We start from the raw sequence: 22,076 nt of genomic DNA on the forward strand, positions 1-22,076 counted from the left end.
TTTTTGTCATTTAATTTTTAAGGATAATATGGATATTTTTTCTAATTTAAATGACACCTTATTTTAAGGTAAACTCTGTGCTAGAAACCAAGTTTTTCTGGTTAAAAACATTTACCACATAACGGCCTTTTTCAAAACCGTCTTCTTTAGGCTCTACAAACTCGCATACATTTAGGTTGGTATTTTCGTAATTAAAGCGACTTACCAAGCTGTAGTTTAAAATTTCCTCTTCAAACTGAACCTGTTCGTTTACACCCAAAGTATTGTTATTAGGGTCGATTACCTGAATATAAAGTTCTTGGTCGCCTGCCTGCACCAAGGTATTCTTGGCTACGGTAAAGCAAATACGAATCTTATCGGAACGTCCGGCACGCTCGGTAGGAATTAATTTCCCCGAGGTTCTTTCTATCACTCCAAACCCTTTTAAATCTACCGTTTGCAATACCGCTGCATTTTCTACAACTTCAGCCAATTCGGTATTTTGCACCAATAAAGAATCGGTAAACATGGTACGCTCTTCCAGTTGTAGCTTGGTACTATCTAAAGAGGTAGCCAACAGTTCGTTTTCAATTTTAAGTCTGTCGTTCTCTTCCAAAAGCACATCCATCTCCTTTTGAAGGCTTAGGTACTTTTGCTTATAACGCCACAAACTCTTTACATTGGTTTCAGAAACCTGCAACGAATCCATCAATCCCTGAATACGCGCTTTGGCCTCAACCAGCTTATCGTTCGCTATTTCGTTATCCTGTATGGCGATATCGTATTGTTTGGCCATGTTGTTTAAATCGTTCATAACCAATTGCTTTTCTTCTTTTAACTGAGCCTCAGTCTCTCTTTTTTCATTTAAAAGATTAAAGGAAGCGAATGCTGCACCTAAAAAAAGCACCAAAGCAATGCCTAAGGCTACTTTTAATCCTAGGTTGTTTTTGTTTGTATTCTCCATAATTTACTTGTTTTTAAATTAATTTTTTCAACGTTATTTTAAGCGATATTAAATATTTTTAATTAATTAAATGTAATTTTAAGCTCGCAAAGCAATTTACTACATGAATCGATTAGTTTTATTCAACAATGCTACAAAAAAACAATTTTTAAACAAACGTGCTGCCGAGGTAAAATTTGGGGAACACGTTATGATGTTGAACGACATTTCCAATATATACGAGAGCATTAACCATTTAGATGTCAAGTATGTAATAATTGGTTTACCAGAAGATGTTGGCGTGTTTGCAAATCTAGGAAACACAGGAACTCACAAAGCTTTTAATGCCACTCTTAAAAGCTTGTTAAACATACAGAGCAACGTGTTTACACAGGCCAGCAAAGTCCTTATTTTGGGTTATTTAGACTTTGAAAGCGAGCTTAAAAAACTAGCAAAATTAGATCGCAGTAAGAAGAAAGACATTGCCAAAGCAAGAACCTTGGTCGCCGAAATAGACAAGCGCGTTTCGCAGCTTGTTTACACCATAGTCAAAGCGGGGAAAATTCCGATTATTATTGGTGGCGGTCACAATAATGCTTATGGCAACATTAAAGGGACTTCACTAGCCTTAAACCGAAGCATTAATGCCGTTAATTTTGATGCGCATACCGATTACAGAAAGGAAGAAGGCAGACATAGCGGCAATGGCTTTAGTTACGCCACCTCTGAAGGATTTTTAAACAAATACTTTGTTTTTGGGCTTCATGAAAATTACACTTCCGATCAAATTTTTGACACCATGAACAATAACGACAACATCGCCTACAACACCTACGAGGCCATTGCCGTTAGAGAGGAATTGGAATTTAGTACCGAAATAAAACGCGCCAAAACACATGTTTGTGACGACTTTTTTGGAATTGAACTGGATTGCGATGCCATAAAAAACATTACCAGCAGCGCCATGAGCCCTACTGGGTTTAGTGTAGCAGAAGCCCGAAGGTTTATTCACGCCTTTGCAACCAACCCCAAGGTTGCGTATCTTCATATATGCGAAGCCGCCCCTACTTCTAAAAACGAATCGCAAATAGGAAAACTCATTACCAGCTTCATTACAGATTTTATAAAAGCACACGAAAAAGCTGCAGATTAATTTCCACCACAAATTGCTTTTTTTTAAAGGAAGACGTTTCGCTTTTCTTAAATAATTCTCGCTCTATATTTACCCCAAAAAACGAGGAAATACTGGTTTTTTATATGGGTCAAAATGAAGCCTACAACCGCTTAATAAAAAAACAAACATTTCATTTTAAGTTTGTTACTAAATAAAAAGTAGTATATTTGGGTTAGCTATTAATTCAATTCCAATCTACAATGTTAACCAAAACCGCCCTTATACCCTACCATCTTTCGGTGACTTTAATTTCCGAAGTGCAAATCATTACAATTCTATTAATTTCTACTTTTTTCTTTTTAATCCTATTGATTTTAGGTATTAAAAAATCGTACAAACTCCGAAAGGAAAACGATAGACTGAATGAAATTAGCGCATTAAACGACGACGAATCTGATAAGGCCTATAAAGATTTTACAGACGGCCATTTATACGAATAACAACATAAAAAAAAGCCTGAGAATTAAATCAGGCTGTTTTTTTATTGCTTGTGTTTTTAACAACTACAACTCGTTAAAAATAGAGTGCATTAAACGCTTTTTATCGTTAATGCTTTCCTCTAAGGAAATCATTGTTTCGGTGCGGTACACGCCTTCTATATCGTCTAACTTGAAAATAACATCTTTAGCGTGTTCGGTATTTTTTGCTCTAATTTTACAGAAAATATTAAACTTCCCTGTGGTAACATGGGCTACCGTAACAAAAGGAATTTCGTTTATGCGTTCCAAAACAAATTTGGTTTGAGAAGTTTTTTGAAGGAAAACCCCAACATAAGCAATAAAGGAATACCCCAGTTTTTTATAATCCAATGTTAAGGAAGAGCCTTTAATAATGCCCGCTTCCTCCATTTTCTTAACCCTAACATGTACGGTTCCAGCAGATATTACCAATTTCTTTGCAATATCGGTAAAAGGCACTCTGGTATTATCAATTAACATGTCTAAAATCTGATGATCGATTTCGTCTAACTTAAATTTTGCCATATAGTTTTTATTAAATAAAAGGCAAAAATAATACATTGTTGTTGAACATTATGCATTATTTTTTAAGTTTATGTTTATTTTAATGAATATTTCTCATTCCCAATCATAATAAAATTACATTCAAATCCAACTTTTAATCCCTTTTTTTCACCATTATGCACTAATTTTTCTTGAGCATCGAGCTCCAAATGACCAAAATACCCATCTACCCCCCCTATTTGTTTGACTATTGGTATAAAAACCACTTCATTAGCCTTTAATTCTTCTTCATATTGTATGGCCACATCGCACACGATATCGTCGCTAGCACTTAATTTCGCACGCCTAACAATAATATCGAAAAAAGTCTTTTCGTTTTGCGGAATTTCCAAATAACGCTCATAAGCCTCGCCATCTACGGCATGTTTAGATATATAACAAACAGCGGCCACTATAGCTTTGCATATAAAAAACCGCACCTGCTCCCTCTGGTAGTCGTTACTATAATGTCCAGCTTCGAACAAAACCGTTGGCACACCTAAAGATTGAAACAAATCCCCGACACAATTAATATTAAAACCATCATCATAAATACCTATTTGCTCCGGAATATCGGTTTGCAGCGCCGTGTACATGGCCACAATAATCTCCATCGCCTTTTTTCTTGTCAGAGTAAGACTTCTATTTTTGTCTTGCGAAGGTGATAAAAACGATACTGTTGCAGACTTATTTTCTTTACCAGCGCCAAATATGGTTCGTTGACCGTGAAGATTAAAACAAAAATGCGGCTTAAACGCTTTAAAATAATCGCTAAGCAGCTTGCTTTCCGGTTGGGTCAACGCACTGGCATCGCGGTTTAAATCTACATTATTGGCATTAAATCGCGTGTAACGCTCAGCGCCATCTGGATTTAAAATGGGTATAATGCTTATTGTGCAGTTATCTAGTATTGTATTGGCCAACGCATGGCCTGCATTAGAAAGAAGGTTTAAAAAGTCGAAAACAGCTTTAGTTGTCGTGCTCTCGTTACCATGCATTTGCGACCACATTAAAATTCGCTTGTCACCACGTCCAACGGTAATAGCCTGTATGGGGTTGTTTAAAACCGATCTTCCAAGCTCTGTTACTGTAAACTTTTCCCCTAAGCCATTAACAACTGCTTCAATATGGTTGTTAGTAATGTAACGTCCATATAAGGACTTCTCTCTTACCTTAATGTAATCAGTCTGGTTAAATGCACACATGTCTTTTTTTATAAACAGTTTTTTACAAATGTAAAGATATATTATTTCACAATTGTAAACGATTTGAATTTGATAATGTGATTACATTTATAAACAAACTTAAGTATTGATAACACCTTTAAAATTAAGGTATTGAATAAATTTATATTAATTATATAAAAACATCTATTTCAATAAGTTATGTGTTTATGGTTAAAGTAATTATTTAGGTGTTCTAGTCATTTAACACCCGTTATTTGGTGATCTCACCCTCTTTTGTTACATTTGTAACATATAACTTTTTTACACTTTGTTTACAATGATAAACAACAAAGCATTTGTTAATCGACTACAGCAAATCATAGATTATTACAGTGAAAGCGCTTCGTCTTTTGCTGAAAAAATTGGCGTGCAGCGTTCAAGCATCTCCCACATTATCTCTGGAAGAAACAAACCCAGTTTAGATTTCATTATGAAAATACTAGACGCCTACCCAGAAGTTGGGCTCTACTGGTTGTTAAATGGTAAAGGAACGTTCCCGCAGTCGCCTACCCACGAAGAAACATTACCCCCAACGCCAGCAGCAACAAATACGGCAACCAAAGAAGATGCACCAAATTTGTTTTCACAAATAAAAAATGCGCCCAAAGGCAAAACCATTGAGCGCATTGTAATATTTTATAACGACGGTAGCTTTAAAAGCTATTTAAGCGACGAAAGCCTGTCGTGAATTAATTTAAAAATCTACTGTGCCAGCTTTCAGAGGCTGGAACTTCCCAGTTTTCTTTAAATTCAGCTATGTTAGTCACCAAGTTGTTAAAAACAATGGTATTTTTAGAAACCGCACGATCTTTGGCCATTTTCCTAAAGTCTATTAATGGCTTGTACGCAATAAATTCCCCTTGCCTATAAGAAACATTCATTTTATCCATTAAATCGACATTGTACTCCTTTTCCAATTGCTGAATAAAATGAACCGAAGCATCAATAGAGCACCCCGTTGCATTATTCATGTTTTGGTTTAAGCCTATAACGATAAATCGCTTATAAACAACATCGTATCCAGCTTGCAAATCACTGCCATGAGCGGTCCAATTTTCAAGAAACGTATTTAATTTGTCTTTTAATTCAACTAATTCATCCTCGGTAAAGGATCTGTTGGATTGGTACACCCAAACCCTAGACTCTTCTGGTAGGGCATCAAAATCTACTAGCATCTTCTATAAATTTTCAGCATTCGCAATTAATTCAACAACATCAAAAACCTGGATGTTATTTTCTTGTTCTTTAGCTTTCACGCCGTCGGTCATCATGGTGTTGCAGTAAGGGCATCCTGTTGCGATTACATCTGGCTTGGTTTTTAAAGCATCTTCGGTTCGCAGCACATTAACATCCTTATCACCTTTTTCGGGCTCTTTAAACATTTGCGCCCCTCCCGCGCCGCAACATAAAGCCGTTCGTTTATGGCGTTTCATCTCAACAAGATCAACACCTAAACGTCTAAGCAGTGTTCTTGGAGCTTCGTAAACCTCGTTGGCACGCCCTAAATAGCAAGGGTCGTGAAATGTAACACGCTTGCCTTTAAAAGCTGTATTGCCTACCTCTAGTTTCCCATCATTTATCAATTCTTCTATAAATTGGGTATGGTGCTGCACTTGGTAGTTACCACCTAGCTGTGGGTATTCGTTTTTTAAGGTGTTGTAGGAGTGCGGGCAGGCGGTTACTATACGTTTTACTTCGTAAGCATTAAGTATTTCGATGTTTGTCATGGCTTGCATTTGAAACAAAAATTCGTTTCCTGCGCGTTTTGCCACATCGCCCGTGCAGCTCTCCTCGGTTCCTAAAACCGCAAAGTCTACATTGGCTTTGTTTAATATTTTTACGAAAGCACGGGTAATTTTCTTCGCTCTATCGTCGTAGCTACCTGCAGATCCTACCCAAAAAAGAATTTCCGGCTGTCTGCCTTCTGCCATACATTCTGCCATAGTGGGCACCTTAAGTGACTGGCTCATAATACATACGTTTTTATCTTATAATGTTGTCCTGAAAAAACAGGGCATTATTTTATTTATTAATTCTGGTCGCCATCATCAAATACTTGGATGGTGACATTCTTTTCAACTAAATCGGTAAACTTACCTTTATATCTTGTCGCTTTTACCAAATGATTATCTATCCAATGGTAATTGCCGCCACGCGGTTTCCCCATAAGCAAGCTGTGGTATTTAAACCCGTGAGTGTTCAGCCATGTTTCAGTAACCTCGCGATGGTCTTCCGTTCTGGATGTGAAGAAACATATCATATGTCCTTCGTCGTACCATTTGTTGCAGGTTTCCAACGCATCGGGAAAAGGCTTACATGTTACCATACGCTCGGGCTCCTCATTTGGAACATCCTCTGTTATGGTGCCATCTATATCGATTAAATAGTTTTTTATGCCTTCTGGTAAAACAGGGCTCACTTTCTCTCCTGCTTCTACCTTGTCGTGCAACATTTTATCGGCGTCTTCCCTTTTCATAGTTTTTGCTGAATTCTAGCGTTTAATTTTCATCTTTCCAATTAAGACGGTCCATTTGATTGTACGGCCATGGCGCCCCATTGTTTTCTATATTACTCATCATGTTGTTTAACTCCATTGGCGCAGCACTTTGCTCCATAACCAAATAACGACGCATATCGATGATGATTGAAAGCGGATCGATACTCACCGGACAGGCTTCTACACAAGCGTTACACGTTGTACAAGCCCAAAGCTCTTCGTTGGTAATGTAGTCGCCCAACAATTGTTTACCATCATCTTTAAACACCCCGTTATTGGCGTCGATGTTTTTACCAACTTCCTCTAGGCGATCCCTAGTATCCATCATGATTTTACGTGGCGATAATTTTTTTCCTGTTTGATTAGCGGGACATTCACTTGTACAACGACCACATTCGGTACAGGTGTATGCATTAAGCAGTTGCACCCAATTTAAATCCTGAACATCGCTAGCGCCAAATTTATCTGGAACGTCGCTCTCTGCTCCTGTTTCTTCTGGTGCTGCAAAAGGATCGACATTAGGGTCCATCATCATTTTAACTTCATCGGTAACCGCTTGCAGGTTGTTTAATTGTCCTTTGGGGTTAACCTTACCAAAATAAGTATTTGGAAATGCTAGTAGAATATGTAAATGCTTTGAGTAGTACAAATAATTTAAAAACACCAGTATACCTAAAATATGTAACCACCAGGCACTTCGCTCTATAAGGTGCAACGTCCCTTCTGAAACCCCACTAAACCAAGGCGCTATATATTGACTGATGACGTTTCCGGAATTCATATCCTGAAATACAACATCTGTGGCATTCATTATTAAGAATAACGCCATTAAAACCATTTCGAAATACAGGATAAAATTTCCGTCGTTTTTAGGCCAGCTGGTCATTTCAGCTTTCCAAAAACGGCTTAGTTTTATGATGTTTCTTCGTATCCAGAAAATAACCACCGACACAAAAACCAATAAGGCTAAGACTTCAAAAGCACCAATTAAAACGCCGTAAACACTGCCTAGGGATTTAAAAATACGGTGGGTACCAAAAAGGCCGTCGATGATAATCTCTAAAACCTCTATGTTTATGATTATAAACCCAATATAAACAATTACATGAAGTATTCCTGCAACTGGACGTCGGGTCATTTTGCCTTGTCCTAAGGCGATTCTAACCATATTTTTCCAACGTTGCTCTTTATGGTCGCTTACATCAACATCTTTTCCTAACTTTATGTTGCGTACAAGTTTTTTTACGTTTCTGGCAAAGTAGCCAATACCCAAAATTAAGGCTGCTGCAAAAAGTATGTTCGGTATTATATTCATAGTGTAAAATTATTGCCTTTCGTCTTGTGGTTTTGTATACCCTTCTTTGTTCTTGCCACCAAACACCGATACGTTGATGTAACGTTTTGGATTTAGCTTAACATCCTGTAATAGATCTTTTAATTGCATGGAAGCAACTTCCAGATTGTGGTAAAGTTTATCGTCTTTCATTAATTTACCCATAGTGCCTTGCCCGTCTTCTATAGCAGCAAGTACTGTGTTTAAACTATTTAAGGTATCGTCTAGGTTTTTAACGGTTTTAGAAATTTCAACCGTTTTTAGATCATTGGAAAGCACAGCCAAATCCTTACTTATTGTATTGAAATTACTAATTAAGGCCGTTAAACTGTCGTCATTCTTTTTCACTAATGTATTAACCGAATACGACAAAGATTTAAACGATGTCAAGGTGGCGTTTAATTCTTTTATGGCGTACTTAAGTCCGGTTTCGGTATCGTCTTCTACCAGCGTATTAATATTAATTAAAAGAGAATCTGCAGACCGCAAGGTATTGTCTAAACCAGAGCTTAAGCCAGAAAAGTTACTGGACAGGCTTTTAATAAGGCCTTCTTCTACTTCAGACTGAAGAATGTCGCCATCTTTTGCAAAGGGCGCCCCATCGTCTGCCGGAATAATAGCCATGCCATTTTCGCCTAGCAGTCCCAGTTCGTACAACCGTATTCTGCTATTTTTAGAAAACTTAAGCTTATCGTCAACCGTAAACGACACGCGGGTTTTCCCCGTTTTAAAATCGTAAACAATGTCTTTTATTTTACCAACATTATTGCCTTTAATGGTTATAGGCGATGAGGATGACAATGCGTTGTACTCGAATTCGGTATAAAACGTATTGGATGTTTCGAATAAATCTTTTCCTTTTAAATAATTAAACCCAAAAATAAAGAGGACAATTCCTAGAATGACTAATATGGCAGTTTTAATTTCTCTGGATACTTTCAAAGTAAAGTGGTTTGGTTTCAAAACAAAATTAGAAATAAATTTTAAGAACTTTCTAATTTACATGGGATTTTAAGGCTTCTTCTAAAGTTATCTGTTGGCCTGCTTTAAACGCAACTATAAAACTGGAGTTGTAACCCTTTGATTTTGCCTGCTCTTGCAATTCCTGCACCTTGGTATAGTTAGAGGTGTGCCCGTAATAATATTTGTACAGGCCGTTTATCTTATCTCTAGAAACATCGCTTAACCCCTTAAAATTATAAGGCTTGAGCTCCAATGCTTTCGAGCTGGCTGCGATTTGCACCTTAAACACTATATTAGGGTATACTTCGGCCGTGTCTGCTTTTGATTCGTTTGCAGGAGTACCAACTGTAAAATCGCCATCCTTTTGAAAAATGGCCTCTTTATAATTTAAAATGGCTTCTTTTATGGCAGACGACACCTCGGTTTTTCCTTTATTAGAGTGCAAATATGCGCCTTCGTTCTTATTGGTAATAAACCCGGTTTCGATAAGCACGCTAGGCATAATGGTTTGGTGCAACACAATAAACCCGGCTTGTTTTACACCTCTATTTTTTCGTTTTAACTTGTTGGTGAAATTCTCTTGTATGAAGCTGGCTAGCAAAATACTTTGGTCCAAATACTCCTCTTGCATTAACGTTAACCCAATAAAAGAGTCTGGAGAATTAGGATCGAACCCTTTGTAGTTTTGTTCGTAATCCTCTTCTAGATAAATCACCTCATTTTCAGCCTTGGCCACATTAAAGTTTGTTTCGTTTCTATGAATTCCCAACACAAATGTCTCAGAGCCATACGCTTGCGAATTGTGTGCATTGCAATGCACCGAGACAAACAAATCGGCTTTGGCCTCGTTGGCGATTTTCCCTCTTTTAAAAAGATCGACAAAAACATCGGTTTTTCGCGTGTAAACCACTTTAATATCTGGGTTTTTCTCTAACATCTTCCCCACTTGCAAAACAATATCCAGAGCAATGTGTTTTTCTTTATATCCATACTTAGAGTGTTTACCAGGGTCTTTACCCCCGTGCCCGGCATCTAATACAACAACAAACTTATTGGCTGCTGTTTGCGAAATCGCTTGAGGGGCATAAAAAAACGTTAAGGTTAAAAAAAATAATACGAAAAATATTCTACGGTGCGTTTTCATGTAAATTATAACAACTTTAGTCACGGTTTATTTTATATTCAAAAAAATGTGAATATTAATTTAATCACAAAAAATATATGTAATTTTGGCAATTCAAAAACCGAGCCATACTTTTACAAAAATACATTTAAAAGCATTGCGTACAAACTACTTCAACATACTTTTTGCCTTAAGTTTTACCGTGTTTATTAACACTTTTTGTTTGGCGCAAGACCTCCCTAAACAAGGCGGGCAGATTAAGGCAAATGCCCAAGAAAAAAACGACAGCATAAATTTAAAGGTCGACCGTTTCTCTGAAGTGAAAGCCCAAGAGATTGCACAAGATACAACAACCCAAGATTCGGTAAAAACCAAGACAGAATACCTTACCGGAGAGGTAACCTACAAAGCCCAAGACTCTAACTACTTTAATGTTAAAGAGCAAAAAGTGTACCTGTATAACAATGCCGAAGTATACTACGAGGACATGGAGCTAAAAGCAGGGGTGATTGTTATAGACTACGGGAAAGACGAGGTGTATGCCGGACGAATTAAAGACTCCTTGGGCGAGTACTCACAGCGCCCCGTTTTTAAACAAGGCGAAAATATTGTAGAACCAGACTCCATACGGTTCAATATTAAAACCGAAAAGGCTTTGGTGTTCAACTCCAAAACCGAACAGCAAGGCATGAACATACACGCCCCCATTACCAAAAAGGAAAACGATTCGGTTATCTTTTTATATAAAGGACGGTTTACCACTTCTAAGGATATTGACAACCCCGAGTATTACTTTCAAGCCAATAAAATTAAACTTGTCCCAAAAAAGAAAATTGTTGTGGGCCCGACCAATATGGTCATTGCCGATGTACCAACCCCAATTGGGTTACCATTTGGTTTTTTCCCGTTGACGGACAAACATACCTCCGGCGTTTTAATCCCTAGTTTTGGCGAGCAAAGCGAACGGGGTTATTTTTTACAAAATGGGGGGTATTATTTTGCGATTAGCGATTATTTAGATCTGGCCGTTTTGGGCGATTATTATACCAACGGCAGTTATGGTCTTAGGCTAGAAAGCAACTATGCCAAGCGTTACCGCTATTCTGGCAATTTAGGGTTTAGGTACGAAAGTTTAATTACGAGCGAACGTGGCTTCCCTAATTATGGCAAATCAAACATTTACAACATTAGGTGGTCGCATATGCAAGACTCCAAGGCAAGTCCTAATTCTAGGTTTTCGGCCTCGGTAAACTTGGGTAGTAGTAAGTATTACAAATCGTCCTTAAACCAGGTAAACACCCCTAGCTTTTTAAACAACACCATGGCCTCGTCTGTATCGTACTCCAAAACCTTTCAAGGCGAACCACAAATAAACGCGAGTGTTACAGCCACCCACTCGCAAAACACCAACACCGAGTCCATTAGCATGACCCTACCTACAGTACAGGCAAGCATGAGCAGGGTGTTTCCTTTTGCATCAAAATCGGGGACTAAAAAAGGCATCATTCAAAACATTAACTTTCAATACAACTTAAGAGCAGAGAACCGCATTCAAACCTCCGATTCGCTTTTCTTTAAAAAAGAAATGTGGGACGATGCTAAAAACGGCATTAAGCACAGCATTCCGCTTAGCACCAATTTTAAGGTGTTTAAATACTTTAGTGTTAGCGCGAGCACCAACTTTGAAGAAAACTGGGTATTTAAAACCGTTAGGCAATCGTACGACACCCAAAACCAAATGGTTGTCGAGACCGAAAACAATGGGTTCGATAGCTTTAGAACCTATAATTTTAGTGCCAGTTTAGGAACGACCCTTTACGGTATGTTTAACTTCGAAAAAGAAGGCGAGGATAGAAAAATAAAGGCCATACGGCATGTTATGAGGCCGTCTATAAGCTATAACATTAACCCCGCTTTCGACCAGTATTACGACACTTATGAGGTGATAGATGCCGATGGCACAACAACTTCTGAAGAATATACAAGGTTTGAAAACAGCATCTTTGGAAGCCCCAACAACCGCTTTTCTAGCTCGATGGCCTTTGCTTTAGGCAATAACATAGAAGCAAAAGTGCGCGACAAGGACTCTACAGCCACCGAACCAAAGAAAATTAAGATTTTAGACAACCTTAATTTCTCAACCAGTTATAATTTTGCCGCCGATTCGGTAAAATGGCAACCTCTAAGGGTTTCTGGAAGCACCCAAATCTTAAACAACAAAATGAGCATAAACTTTGGCGCCACCTTAGATCCTTATGCTCTTGATAACAACAACCGCAAAATAGACAAATGGAATGTTGACAACGGCGGAAGCTTGTTTAGGTTAAGCAGTGCTAATCTTACCATGAACTACACCCTATCCAACACCACTTTCGATGGTGGGCAAAGCGATAGGTCGGTGCAGGAAAACTTGCGTAGTGGTGGTCGGGCAGACGATTTATTTGGCCGCGCCCAAGATTTTGCCGACCAAACCTATTACGAAGATGAAGAAGATGATGAGGAAGACGAAAAACCAAGCGAGCTTTACAGCTCCCCAATCCCGTGGAGCCTCCGGTTGGCTTATGCCCTAAACTACAACAATACGGCTAGGCAAAATGAAGTCTCTTCGCACTCGCTTATGTTTTCTGGCGATGTCGAACTTTCGCCAAGATGGACCGTAGGCGCATCCTCTGGTTACGACTTTAAAAACCAAGGCTTTACCTATACCCAACTGCGCTTTGAACGCGACTTGTTAAGCTGGCGCATGAGCTTTAACTGGGTGCCCTTTAGCGCTAGAAGCTCATGGTACTTTTTTATAGGTATTAAATCCAACTTATTAAAAGACATTAAATACGATAAGCGTCGTCAACCAGACCAACAATTGTAATCCGCTATAGTCATGAAACGTATTATTACAACACCAAATGCCCCAGCACCAATAGGCCCTTACAACCAAGCTGTACTTGTTAACGGCATATTGTATACCTCTGGACAAATTGCCATAAACCCCAGTACCGGAGTGCTAATTACCGAAGACATCAAAACCGAAACCCAACAGGTTATGGAAAACTTAAAAGCGGTTTTAACAGCAGCAGGCATGACGTTTGACGATGTGTTTAAAGCAACTATTTTTGTTAGCGATATGCACAACTTTAGTCAAGTTAACGAGGTTTATGCCACCTATTTTAACGAAAGCATTGCCCCTGCCAGAGAAACGGTAGAAGTGGCCAACCTGCCTAAATTTGTTAATGTAGAAATAAGTGTTATGGCTACCAATGGGTAGTGCAAAGAGGGGGTGTTTTAGCTAAAATAGGACCGCTTACAGTTGTGATGTGTGGAATTTTACCAACCCGTCTATTGGGCGGCGTTCAAAATTACCTGTTTTAAACCCAAATTCCTTGGCCATAGCTTTAATATCATCTTGGATATAAAACGCTATCGAGCCAACGAAATGCAGCGGCACGTCCTCAAGCTCCTTTTTATATTGCATAACCAAGTTTTCAAAAAATAACCGTAGCCCATCATTAATCAAACCTTGCATATACTCCGAAGTTTTATTTAAAACTAAAAACTCTGCAAAACCCGCTAAAAAAGCATTAGGGTTGGGTTGTTTATATAACTGGTACTTAAGGTAATCGGCATCTAAATTATATTGGCTTTCGAAGGCTGCTTTGATATTTTCTGGCATGTGGTTAAAATAATACCCCCTTATAAGCGCGCGGCCAAAGTAGTTTCCACTAGCATCGTCCATAACAGAATAGCCTAACGATTCTACATTCTGGAAAAGCGTTTTTCCGTTGTAATAACTGCAATTGGATCCTGTTCCTAAAATACAGACCACTGCGGCCTCAAACGGAGTATTTATAGTGGCTCTTACAGCTGCCATGGTATCTTCTTCCACCTCAATATGCGCTGCCTTAAACACGTCTAGCAACACCTCCTTAAGCATTTGCTTAGGTGTGGCGGTGCCACAACCAGCACCATAAAAATAAAGGAGGGTTACGGCATCTTTACAATCGGCAAGTGCCGGACTCTCAAAAATTCGTTGTTTTAACGTATCGCGGTCTAGAATGGCTGGATTAAGGCCTTTGGTTGTGATTTTCTCTAAAACTTGGGCACCCGTTTTATCAACTGGTATCCAGTCGCACTTGGTAGATCCGCTATCGGCAATTAATATCATGAAAAAAGTAATGTAGCTGTCGTTTCGTTGTACTAGCAGCTGGTATTGTCGTTATTTACAGCTGGTGAATGTGCACCGCCAAATCAACCAATTTATTAGAATATCCAAACTCATTGTCGTACCAGGCGACTATTTTATAAAATTTCGGACTAAGCTCAATTCCTGCTTCAGCATCAAAAATGCTTATTCGGGGGTCGCTTACAAAGTCCTGAGACACCACAGCTTGATCGGTATATCCTAGAATGCCTTTTAACGCTCCTTCTGAAGCGGTTTTAAAAGCTGCTTTAATGGCTTGGTAAGATGTATCTTTTAGCAAACGTACGGTAAGGTCTACCACCGATACATCGGCTGTTGGTACGCGAAAGGCCATTCCGGTAAGTTTTCCATCTAATTTAGGAATTACCTTCCCTACGGCTTTAGCCGCTCCTGTGGTGGTTGGAATAATATTTACCATGGCCGAACGCCCTAAGCGGTAGTTTTTTCTAGAAGGAGAATCGACCGTAAACTGCGAGGATGTCGTAGCGTGAATGGTTGTCATTAAGGCTTCATCTATGCCAAAATTATCGTCTAAAACCTTAGCTATTGGTGCCAGGCAATTGGTAGTACACGAGGCGTTAGAAACAATTGTATCTGAAGCTTTAACCTCCTGGTGGTTTACCCCCATAACAAACATAGGAGCATCTTTGCTAGGCGCCGAAATAACTACTTTTTTTGCACCGGCAGCAATGTGTTGCTTCGCGGTGTCTACGGTTTTAAAAATCCCAGTACAATCGGCAACCACATCTACCTCCACAGCATCCCATTTTAAGGCTTTAGGCTCTCTCTCGGCAGTAACTCTTACAGTTTTGCCATTAACCACCAAGTTACCATCTTTCACCACAATGCTGCCATTAAACTTACCATGTACAGAGTCGTACTCCAACAAATACGCTAAATGGTCAACATCCAGCAAATCGTTAATAGCAACAACCTCCACATCTGGCCTGTTAATGGTCGCTCTAAAGACCAATCGGCCTATTCTTCCAAAGCCGTTAATTCCTAATTTTAATATCGCCATATTTTTAATATTTTTTAAGTGGTCATAATATCAGACACACGTAGTAATTCCATATTTATTTTCGATTGCCCTTTTACGGCATTCTCCAGAGGGGTAAGCGCCATTTTATCGTTTTGTAGGCCTACCATAAAATTGGTTTTCCCTTCTAAAAGGCTTTCAACTGCTTTAACCCCCATACGGCTGGCCAAAACCCTATCGAAACACGAAGGCGAACCACCGCGCTGCATGTGCCCTAAAACAGACACTCGCACATCGTATTCCAGCATGTTTTCTTCAACATAGTCCTTTAATTCAAAGACATTCTTCCCTATTTTATCGCCTTCGGCAACCACAACAATGCTTGAGGATTTTCCCGATTGCTTGCTTCGCCTTAACGACTCTAAAAGCCGCTCCAAACCTAGGTCTTCTTCAGGGATTAAAATCTCCTCTGCTCCTGCTCCTACACCCGCGTTTAGGGCAATATGCCCGGCATCGCGCCCCATAACCTCAACAAAAAATAAGCGGTTGTGCGAACTTGCCGTATCTCGAATTTTATCAATGGCCTCTACAACCGTATTTAGTGCCGTATCGTAGCCCAAGGTATGCGAAGTGCCAAAAATATCGTTGTCTATAGTACCCGGAATGCCCATAATGGGTATTTTATAGGTGTTGTTGAATACCATGGCTCCGGTAAAAGTCCCATCGCCCCCAATGGCTATTAAGGCATCTACTTGGGCTTTTTTTAATTCCTGATAAGCTTTTTCCCGGCCTTCTGGACTTAAAAAATCACGTGAGCGTGCAGATTTTAAAACCGTGCCGCCTTTGTTAATAATGCCTTTAACGCTACGGGCGTCCATGGGCTTAAAATCACCTTCTATCATGCCTTGAAACCCCCGGTAAATGCCGAGACATTCAATATTATGATACGCACAGGCCCTAACTACCGACCTGATTGCAGCATTCATTCCTGGGGCATCGCCGCCAGATGTAAACACGGCAATTTTATTTATAGGTATTGTCATTAATTTCAATTTTCAACGTAAATCTATATAAAGAAAATGAATAAAATAGGTGCTGGCAAAAATATTTTAAGGGCTTTTAATCGGTGTTCGATTTTTTAAACCCAATATACCCTGGTTGCTCTACGGCCTCTTCTTTTGGAGCATCATCGTCTTCTTCTCGCGCTTCTGTAGCTTTAACAGAGCCTTTGAATATTTTCTGAATCAATTCTTTAAAAGTATCAAAATCGACCGAATATGCAATACCAAGTCCTTGTGTATAGCCAATTTCTTCGCCTAAATTCCGGATACTGTTTTCCCTATTGAACACTTTTGCGGTTAGCGTTCCCTCTTCATTCAACAAAAAGTCTATTTGAACATCGCCGGCCACCACCGTTTCGCCAACGCCTCCAACGGGCACCCCTAGCTTACTGTTAAGCATAATCCTATCGCTTATGTTGGTTTGCAGGGTAACGCCTAGTCGGTCTGTGGTTTGATATTCTGGTGTGTTTTCTCCAGCTTCGTAGTTTAGGCCTACATTTACTTTGTTGTCGCTACTGGTTAGCAGCCCATTTACAATGCCGTTAAGCCGCTCTGTAATGGTTCCTGTAAAGTTTATGTTAAACCTGTTAGAGAAAGCTCCTGTAGCCAAAAGGTATAGCGCTTGGTTGTCGCGGTCTTCTTTAGAATCTAACCTATAATTTAACTCCGACTTTACGGTAGAACTCACATTAGGAAATACAAAATCGAAATTGATTTCTGGTTTTTCCAGCTGCCCGGTTAATGTGGTCTCTAAATTTACAGGAATGCTCCTGTTTATGGGGTTATCCAGTAATGGCGAAGGGTTAGCCCTGGTTTTGTATTCGGCTTTAATGTCTATCCGTGCTTTTAACGGGTCGCCATCCCAAGCTAGGTTTCCTTCCAGTACGTTGAATTTTTTTTGTACAAAGCCACCATATAAAAAATTATACACCCCTTCAAACACCACAAAGTCGCCATACATATTAAACTTTCCGTTGGTATTGATATCGATTAACAAACCGCCTTCTCCCCGACCGCGAATGGTGCTTCCAGAGTTTTTATCGATAACAATCTCTATTTCGGCATCTTGGGTAATCTCTAAGTCAAAATCAAGTTCTAGGCCCGACACATTAGTCGATGAGATTTCCTCACCTTTTAGCTTGGCGGCTTTTTCTTCTGGAGTTAAAAAATGAATGTACGAATTGTCACCAAAAGATTCGGTATCGCTTAGCGGAATAACAAATACGGTTCCGGGATTGGTTTCTGCCAACACATCGATAACCAACTGTTCTGTTGGCCCAAAAATTCTGGCACGCCCATTAATAAAAGCGGTACCGTAATACAGCGACTCTTCTTCTTCCTTGGTGTTTAGCACCAGTAAATTATCGGAAGCCACCTCGAGGTCTAGACTCCATTTAGAAAAGTTATCGTGGGAAATAGACCCGTTTAACACGCCCTTAGTATGGTGTGCTGTGTCTTCTATGTTTAATGTGTTAAAGATAAAGCTTTGCTGGTTTAGTATGACCGTGCTGCCTGAATCGAATTTAAAATCGGTGTTGAGTTCGTTTATGGTTAACCCTCCACGGTCCAAAAGCAGCGTACCGTCTAAACTTGGGTCTTTTAAGGCGCCTGTTACAGTAGCTGTACCGGTAACCTCGCCCCTAATGTTACTAAGCACGTCCTCTAGAAAAGGATTTAATGGCTGAAGGTTGAATTGGTTAAACCTGAGGTCGACATCCAAAAGGGCCTGTTCCCCCTGGGCATCGATATTTCCTACGGCTCTAAACGATTCTGTGTCGTCGTCCTTTATCCCTATGTCTACATTGTAATAGGTTAGGGTTTTATTACCAATAATGTTCGCATCGAAAGCTCCTAAATTAAGGGTGTTCAACTCAAAATCATCTATGGTCACTTGCGCATTTGGAAGGTAATCGCCGTTTTCCTGTAAAATATCGAGACGCCCATTTACCATACCGCCTAACGACAGGCCTTCGATGTCTGGTATAATATGATCTAACTGTACCTGGTTAAAATTAAGCTTAATGTCCTTATAGGTGGAGTCTTTTAGTTGGGCTGTAAGTTTTATGAGTTCTTGTTTGTGGCTCATGGAAATTTCGTCTATACTAAAGTTTTTAAGCCTTTTATCGAACTCTATTTTATGCAAATTGTTACGGCGGCTGTTAATAATCCACGTGTTGCCTTTAAACGTTACATCGGAGCGCTTAATCCCAACAACCGATTTCTTGTCTTGGTTTATGGTGTGGTAAAAGTTTAGGTTATAGGCATCTTTACTATGGTCGCCACCTTTAAACTCCGATCTTACAAACAGCGTGTCCTTTAAGGTTTTGTTTATCAGTTTAAACTTCGATAAATTATAGACTCCCGTATTAATGCTATCGACCTCTACATAGGCGTTAAACAAAGGGTTTTTGTTGTCTAATTGAAGTTCTATTTTCTCGGCAAAATAATCGAACAACCTAATTTCCGGCGATTTAAACGTTAAGTTAAACTCATCCTGATTGCTTTCTACACGCCCTCTTACATAGGTGTTTTTTCCCAACTGAATGTCTGGCACAAAAACCTCTACAATCTTGTTATAAATTTTAAAGTTAAAATCTATGTATTGGTCGTTTTTAACCTTGTAGTGCGCATAATTGGTATAAATACTCCCCAAGGCATTTTGAAACAGCTTCCCAATGTCCTCGAACAAAAATTCGCCTTTTAACTCGCCTTCAACAATATCTGGTGAGTTTACGGTAATGTGTCGGGTGCTGTTGGTGTACTTAGAGGTTACTTGAAAATCGACAAAATGATAATCGTCGTGCTCGTTGGTGTAATGGGTATTTGTAAACTGTATGTTTCCTGTGGCGTTGTTTACCGATGTGCCTTCCATTTTCATGTCTATCTTACCGCGAAACACCGACAGGCTGTCGTTGGTTACAAAGTTCATGGCCTTTAAGTTGGCATGGGTTACATCGGCCACAAAATCGAAAGTATTAATGTCTTTAGATAAATCGGCCAAACCATCAAATTTCAGTTTGAGATTTTTATCGTTAGAGCGGATTTTACCGTTAAACACCCGATCTTTTAAAACCCCGGAGACCTCAATATTTTGATAGGTATAGTTGTTGTAGGTAAACTCAAAAATATCGCCAATCATTTTCGTTTTGATGTTCATTTTTGTAAACCCAGAACCATCAACATCCAAGTTAAGCGACGTTGTTTTTACCGTGGGATCGTTTAAAAACTGCCCGATATCAAACTCATCTAAAATAATATTTCCTTTATACGAGGCATTATCAATATCATCAATATGAGTCATTTGCAAATCAGAATCAATAAACCCCAGCTCGGTGTCTATTTCTATATCGGCCACAATGGTAGACGGCGTAACGTGCGACGTTCCTATTATGGTAAAATCGCCCAACTTATCGAAAGCCGACGGAATAGACTCGCCCAAAACATTTGGCAGTAGGGCTTTTAAATCCCTGTAGTTGGAAGACAGGTTGGTAAAATCGCCATACATTGAGAAGTTATTGGCAGCAGCATTAAACAAGTTCTCAAAAGTAATGTTACCGTATATTTTACTTCGGGTGCTGGTGTTAAGCTTTAAGTTGTTTACCTGTAAATTGTTTAGGGTGCCCGATAAATTAGCACTTAAACTAGCGCGTTGGTTTACGCCAAATTCATCGTAAAACGTGTTCAGCTCATTTAAGGCAACATCGGCATGTTTAAAGGTGGCTTCTATGTTTACCTTATCGGTAAAATATTGCAAGTCCTCCCTATTGTACAAAAACTTCACAGCACCTGTTAGGGTCGATTTTGCAGTTTTAATGTCTAAATCTTCCAGAATAATGTCGTTAGGGGTATAAGAAAAATTAGCCACGAGATTTTTCATCTTTAACCCTCTACTGTCCAAAAATGCCAACGCATTAATGCGGGTGCTTACATCGCTGCCTTTAATAAGCAGGTTGGTTGTATTGGTATTAATTTTTGTGAACTCAAGAATTTTTGGCGTTTCTTTATTTTCATCTATCAGCCTAAATATCCCATCCACTATAGTTACATCGCTCGAAGACAATAGAAAATCGCTTTTTTCCTCACTTGGCGGGTCTTCATCAAACCTAGCAACAAACACATCTAAATTGGTGTTGGTTTCCCCTTGGTAGGTTTTTATATTAAAAATAAGCCCTTCAATATCAATATCTCCAAAGGCCAATTTACTATTATACAGGTTTTTAAAATTTAAAATAGAGGTGTTAAGCTCCAAAATACTTATTAAAGTGTCTTTTTTATAGTCTTTAACAAGAATGTCCTTTATCTCGACATCGCCATTAAATTGAAGCCCTACCCTACCAATATTAATGTTGGTGTTATAGGTTTCGTTAAGCTTATTTGTAGCATATTTACCCAAATAGGTTTGTACGGAAGGTATAGAAAGCAAGAGCACCAAAATGATGAAAAGCAGCAAAATAATGGCTGCTAACTTAGATGCTATTTTTAAAAATTTTTTGATACGTTTTAAAGTTATAACTTTGACTTCAAAATTAACAATTATTGTGCCTAAATATTCATAATGGCTTCACAAAATATTTACATCCTAGGAATTGAATCGTCTTGCGATGATACTGCGGCTGCCGTGATACACAACGGTAAAATATTAAGCAATGTTATTGCTAGCCAAAAAATACATGAAGACTATGGTGGGGTTGTACCCGAGCTTGCTTCGCGAGCCCACCAGCAAAACATTGTTCCTGTTGTGGACCAGGCCCTAAAAAAAGCCGGGATTACCAAGTCGCAGCTTCATGCGGTGGCCTTTACCAGAGGCCCTGGACTAATGGGCTCGTTATTGGTAGGCACCTCTTTTGCCAAGTCCCTTGCCTATGGGCTGGACCTCCCCCTTATTGATGTTAACCACATGCAGGCACACATCCTAGCCCATTTTATAGAGGAAGACGGCTATAACAAACCGCCATTTCCTTTTTTAGCCATGACCATTTCGGGCGGGCATACACAAATTGTTAAGGTAAACGATTACTTTAACATGACGGTTATTGGCGAAACTATTGATGATGCCGTTGGTGAAGCTTACGACAAAAGCGGAAAAATTTTAGGCCTTGGTTATCCTGCCGGGCCAGAAATAGATAAAAGGGCAAGACTAGGCAATCCCAAAGCCTTTAAGTTTACCAAACCTAAAGTAGCGGATTTAAACTTTAGTTTTTCCGGACTAAAAACTGCCATTCTGTACTTTATTCAACGTGAAACAAAAGCAAATCCCAATTTCATTACCGAAAACCTTAACGACATTTGCGCCTCTATACAATACACCATTATTGGCATTTTAATGGATAAGCTAAAACTTGCCAGCAAGCAAACAGGCATTAAACATATAGCCATTGGTGGCGGGGTTTCGGCGAATTCCGGCATTCGGGAAGCTCTAAAAAACGGCGAACAAAAATTTGGCTGGACAACTTATGTACCCAAATTCGAGTTTACTACAGACAATGCTGCCATGATAGCCATTGTGGGATATTTAAAGTATTTAAAGGGGGAATATGCGCCTTTTGATGTAACGGCTACTGCTAGGCTAAAAATTTAAGCCCTGTTTCATTGTTTTAAAACA

19 protein-coding genes are annotated in these 22,076 nt (G+C 39.3%); 6 read left to right on the forward strand and 13 right to left on the reverse strand.

What is annotated here, in order from left to right; all coding sequences use genetic code 11:
- Positions 1 to 58: 58 nt before the first annotated feature.
- On the reverse strand, positions 59 to 943 hold the full coding sequence (locus IA57_RS11705; protein ID WP_036123918.1) for a hypothetical protein: 885 nt from the start codon (positions 941 to 943) through the stop codon (positions 59 to 61).
- A gap of 103 nt (positions 944 to 1,046) precedes the next feature.
- Between IA57_RS11705 and IA57_RS11710 the strand changes: the two genes are divergently transcribed.
- Together IA57_RS11710 and IA57_RS11715 are read left to right on the forward strand one after the other, a co-directional pair.
- Positions 1,047 to 2,075, forward strand: coding sequence for a formimidoylglutamase (locus tag IA57_RS11710; protein ID WP_036123921.1), 1,029 nt, complete (start codon positions 1,047 to 1,049; stop codon positions 2,073 to 2,075).
- A 221-nt stretch (positions 2,076 to 2,296) separates the two neighbouring features.
- The gene (locus IA57_RS11715; protein ID WP_051881059.1) at positions 2,297 to 2,536 is read left to right on the forward strand and encodes a hypothetical protein; all 240 of its coding nucleotides are present in this window, start codon (positions 2,297 to 2,299) and stop codon (positions 2,534 to 2,536) included.
- A 63-nt stretch (positions 2,537 to 2,599) separates the two neighbouring features.
- On the opposite strand, the gene IA57_RS11720 is transcribed toward IA57_RS11715, so the two are convergent.
- On the reverse strand, positions 2,600 to 3,079 hold the full coding sequence (locus tag IA57_RS11720) for an Lrp/AsnC family transcriptional regulator (RefSeq protein ID WP_036123923.1): 480 nt from the start codon (positions 3,077 to 3,079) through the stop codon (positions 2,600 to 2,602).
- A gap of 74 nt (positions 3,080 to 3,153) precedes the next feature.
- Positions 3,154 to 4,302 carry a M14 family metallopeptidase gene (locus tag IA57_RS11725; RefSeq protein ID WP_036123925.1) on the reverse strand — a complete coding sequence of 383 codons (1,149 nt, stop codon included), beginning with the start codon at positions 4,300 to 4,302 and terminating at the stop codon, positions 3,154 to 3,156.
- A 298-nt stretch (positions 4,303 to 4,600) separates the two neighbouring features.
- Here IA57_RS11725 and IA57_RS11730 point away from each other — a divergent pair, with 298 nt between their 5' ends.
- Entirely contained in the window at positions 4,601 to 5,011 is a 411-nt protein-coding gene (locus IA57_RS11730) for a helix-turn-helix domain-containing protein (protein ID WP_036123927.1), read from the forward strand.
- Between the two features lies 1 nt (position 5,012).
- Here the strand turns inward: IA57_RS11730 and IA57_RS11735 are convergent, their stop codons facing one another.
- The 6 genes from IA57_RS11735 to IA57_RS11760 are packed head-to-tail and all read right to left on the reverse strand — an operon-like array spanning position 5,013 to position 10,260.
- On the reverse strand, positions 5,013 to 5,498 hold the full coding sequence (locus tag IA57_RS11735) for a hypothetical protein (protein WP_036123930.1): 486 nt from the start codon (positions 5,496 to 5,498) through the stop codon (positions 5,013 to 5,015).
- 3 nt (positions 5,499 to 5,501) lie between these two features.
- Complete coding sequence (locus IA57_RS11740) at positions 5,502 to 6,293, reverse strand: (Fe-S)-binding protein (RefSeq protein ID WP_036123933.1); 792 nt, start codon at positions 6,291 to 6,293, stop codon at positions 5,502 to 5,504.
- Positions 6,294 to 6,352: 59 nt separating this feature from the next.
- Positions 6,353 to 6,799: an LNS2 domain-containing protein gene (locus tag IA57_RS11745; protein WP_036123936.1), complete on the reverse strand. Its 447-nt coding sequence runs from the start codon at positions 6,797 to 6,799 to the stop codon at positions 6,353 to 6,355.
- Between the two features lie 22 nt (positions 6,800 to 6,821).
- Complete coding sequence (locus IA57_RS11750) at positions 6,822 to 8,135, reverse strand: (Fe-S)-binding protein (protein WP_036123938.1); 1,314 nt, start codon at positions 8,133 to 8,135, stop codon at positions 6,822 to 6,824.
- Between the two features lie 9 nt (positions 8,136 to 8,144).
- Positions 8,145 to 9,095: an MlaD family protein gene (locus IA57_RS11755; protein ID WP_036123940.1), complete on the reverse strand. Its 951-nt coding sequence runs from the start codon at positions 9,093 to 9,095 to the stop codon at positions 8,145 to 8,147.
- 52 nt (positions 9,096 to 9,147) lie between these two features.
- The gene (locus tag IA57_RS11760; RefSeq protein WP_036123943.1) at positions 9,148 to 10,260 is read right to left on the reverse strand and encodes an N-acetylmuramoyl-L-alanine amidase family protein; all 1,113 of its coding nucleotides are present in this window, start codon (positions 10,258 to 10,260) and stop codon (positions 9,148 to 9,150) included.
- Positions 10,261 to 10,345: 85 nt separating this feature from the next.
- Between IA57_RS11760 and IA57_RS11765 the strand changes: the two genes are divergently transcribed.
- Both IA57_RS11765 and IA57_RS11770 read left to right on the forward strand, forming a co-directional pair.
- Positions 10,346 to 13,105, forward strand: coding sequence for a putative LPS assembly protein LptD (locus tag IA57_RS11765; protein WP_036123946.1), 2,760 nt, complete (start codon positions 10,346 to 10,348; stop codon positions 13,103 to 13,105).
- Between the two features lie 12 nt (positions 13,106 to 13,117).
- On the forward strand, positions 13,118 to 13,501 hold the full coding sequence (locus IA57_RS11770; RefSeq protein WP_036123950.1) for a Rid family detoxifying hydrolase: 384 nt from the start codon (positions 13,118 to 13,120) through the stop codon (positions 13,499 to 13,501).
- 36 nt (positions 13,502 to 13,537) lie between these two features.
- Here the strand turns inward: IA57_RS11770 and IA57_RS11775 are convergent, their stop codons facing one another.
- From IA57_RS11775 to IA57_RS11790, 4 genes are all read right to left on the reverse strand, one after another.
- Positions 13,538 to 14,398, reverse strand: coding sequence for an N-acetylglucosamine kinase (locus IA57_RS11775; RefSeq protein WP_036123954.1), 861 nt, complete (start codon positions 14,396 to 14,398; stop codon positions 13,538 to 13,540).
- Positions 14,399 to 14,453: 55 nt separating this feature from the next.
- Positions 14,454 to 15,455, reverse strand: a complete 1,002-nt coding sequence (gene gap, locus IA57_RS11780; protein ID WP_036123957.1) for a type I glyceraldehyde-3-phosphate dehydrogenase — start codon at positions 15,453 to 15,455, stop codon at positions 14,454 to 14,456.
- A gap of 14 nt (positions 15,456 to 15,469) precedes the next feature.
- Positions 15,470 to 16,456, reverse strand: a complete 987-nt coding sequence (pfkA, locus tag IA57_RS11785) for a 6-phosphofructokinase (protein ID WP_036123959.1) — start codon at positions 16,454 to 16,456, stop codon at positions 15,470 to 15,472.
- 76 nt (positions 16,457 to 16,532) lie between these two features.
- Entirely contained in the window at positions 16,533 to 20,924 is a 4,392-nt protein-coding gene (locus IA57_RS11790) for a translocation/assembly module TamB domain-containing protein (RefSeq protein ID WP_229730283.1), read from the reverse strand.
- Between the two features lie 105 nt (positions 20,925 to 21,029).
- Between IA57_RS11790 and tsaD the strand changes: the two genes are divergently transcribed.
- The gene (gene tsaD, locus IA57_RS11795; RefSeq protein ID WP_036123962.1) at positions 21,030 to 22,052 is read left to right on the forward strand and encodes a tRNA (adenosine(37)-N6)-threonylcarbamoyltransferase complex transferase subunit TsaD; all 1,023 of its coding nucleotides are present in this window, start codon (positions 21,030 to 21,032) and stop codon (positions 22,050 to 22,052) included.
- The last annotated feature ends 24 nt before the right edge of the window (positions 22,053 to 22,076 follow it).

This window comes from Mangrovimonas yunxiaonensis, assembly GCF_000733475.1.
GTDB classification, from domain to species: Bacteria; Bacteroidota; Bacteroidia; order Flavobacteriales; family Flavobacteriaceae; genus Mangrovimonas; species Mangrovimonas yunxiaonensis.

Bases quoted from the DNA above. Each gene is read 5' to 3' on its own strand.
- gap (WP_036123957.1), bottom strand. From the start codon at position 15,455: ATGGCGATATTAAAATTAGGAATTAACGGCTTTGGAAGAATAGGCCGA.
- IA57_RS11750 (WP_036123938.1), bottom strand. From the start codon at position 8,135: ATGAATATAATACCGAACATACTTTTTGCAGCAGCCTTAATTTTGGGT.
- tsaD (WP_036123962.1), top strand. From the start codon at position 21,030: ATGGCTTCACAAAATATTTACATCCTAGGAATTGAATCGTCTTGCGAT.
- pfkA (WP_036123959.1), bottom strand. From the start codon at position 16,456: ATGACAATACCTATAAATAAAATTGCCGTGTTTACATCTGGCGGCGAT.
- IA57_RS11705 (WP_036123918.1), bottom strand. From the start codon at position 943: ATGGAGAATACAAACAAAAACAACCTAGGATTAAAAGTAGCCTTAGGC.
- IA57_RS11730 (WP_036123927.1), top strand. From the start codon at position 4,601: ATGATAAACAACAAAGCATTTGTTAATCGACTACAGCAAATCATAGAT.
- IA57_RS11740 (WP_036123933.1), bottom strand. From the start codon at position 6,293: ATGAGCCAGTCACTTAAGGTGCCCACTATGGCAGAATGTATGGCAGAA.
- IA57_RS11770 (WP_036123950.1), top strand. From the start codon at position 13,118: ATGAAACGTATTATTACAACACCAAATGCCCCAGCACCAATAGGCCCT.
- IA57_RS11775 (WP_036123954.1), bottom strand. From the start codon at position 14,398: ATGATATTAATTGCCGATAGCGGATCTACCAAGTGCGACTGGATACCA.
- IA57_RS11715 (WP_051881059.1), top strand. From the start codon at position 2,297: ATGTTAACCAAAACCGCCCTTATACCCTACCATCTTTCGGTGACTTTA.
- IA57_RS11725 (WP_036123925.1), bottom strand. From the start codon at position 4,302: ATGTGTGCATTTAACCAGACTGATTACATTAAGGTAAGAGAGAAGTCC.
- IA57_RS11760 (WP_036123943.1), bottom strand. From the start codon at position 10,260: ATGAAAACGCACCGTAGAATATTTTTCGTATTATTTTTTTTAACCTTA.
- IA57_RS11720 (WP_036123923.1), bottom strand. From the start codon at position 3,079: ATGGCAAAATTTAAGTTAGACGAAATCGATCATCAGATTTTAGACATG.
- IA57_RS11710 (WP_036123921.1), top strand. From the start codon at position 1,047: ATGAATCGATTAGTTTTATTCAACAATGCTACAAAAAAACAATTTTTA.
- IA57_RS11735 (WP_036123930.1), bottom strand. From the start codon at position 5,498: ATGCTAGTAGATTTTGATGCCCTACCAGAAGAGTCTAGGGTTTGGGTG.
- IA57_RS11745 (WP_036123936.1), bottom strand. From the start codon at position 6,799: ATGAAAAGGGAAGACGCCGATAAAATGTTGCACGACAAGGTAGAAGCA.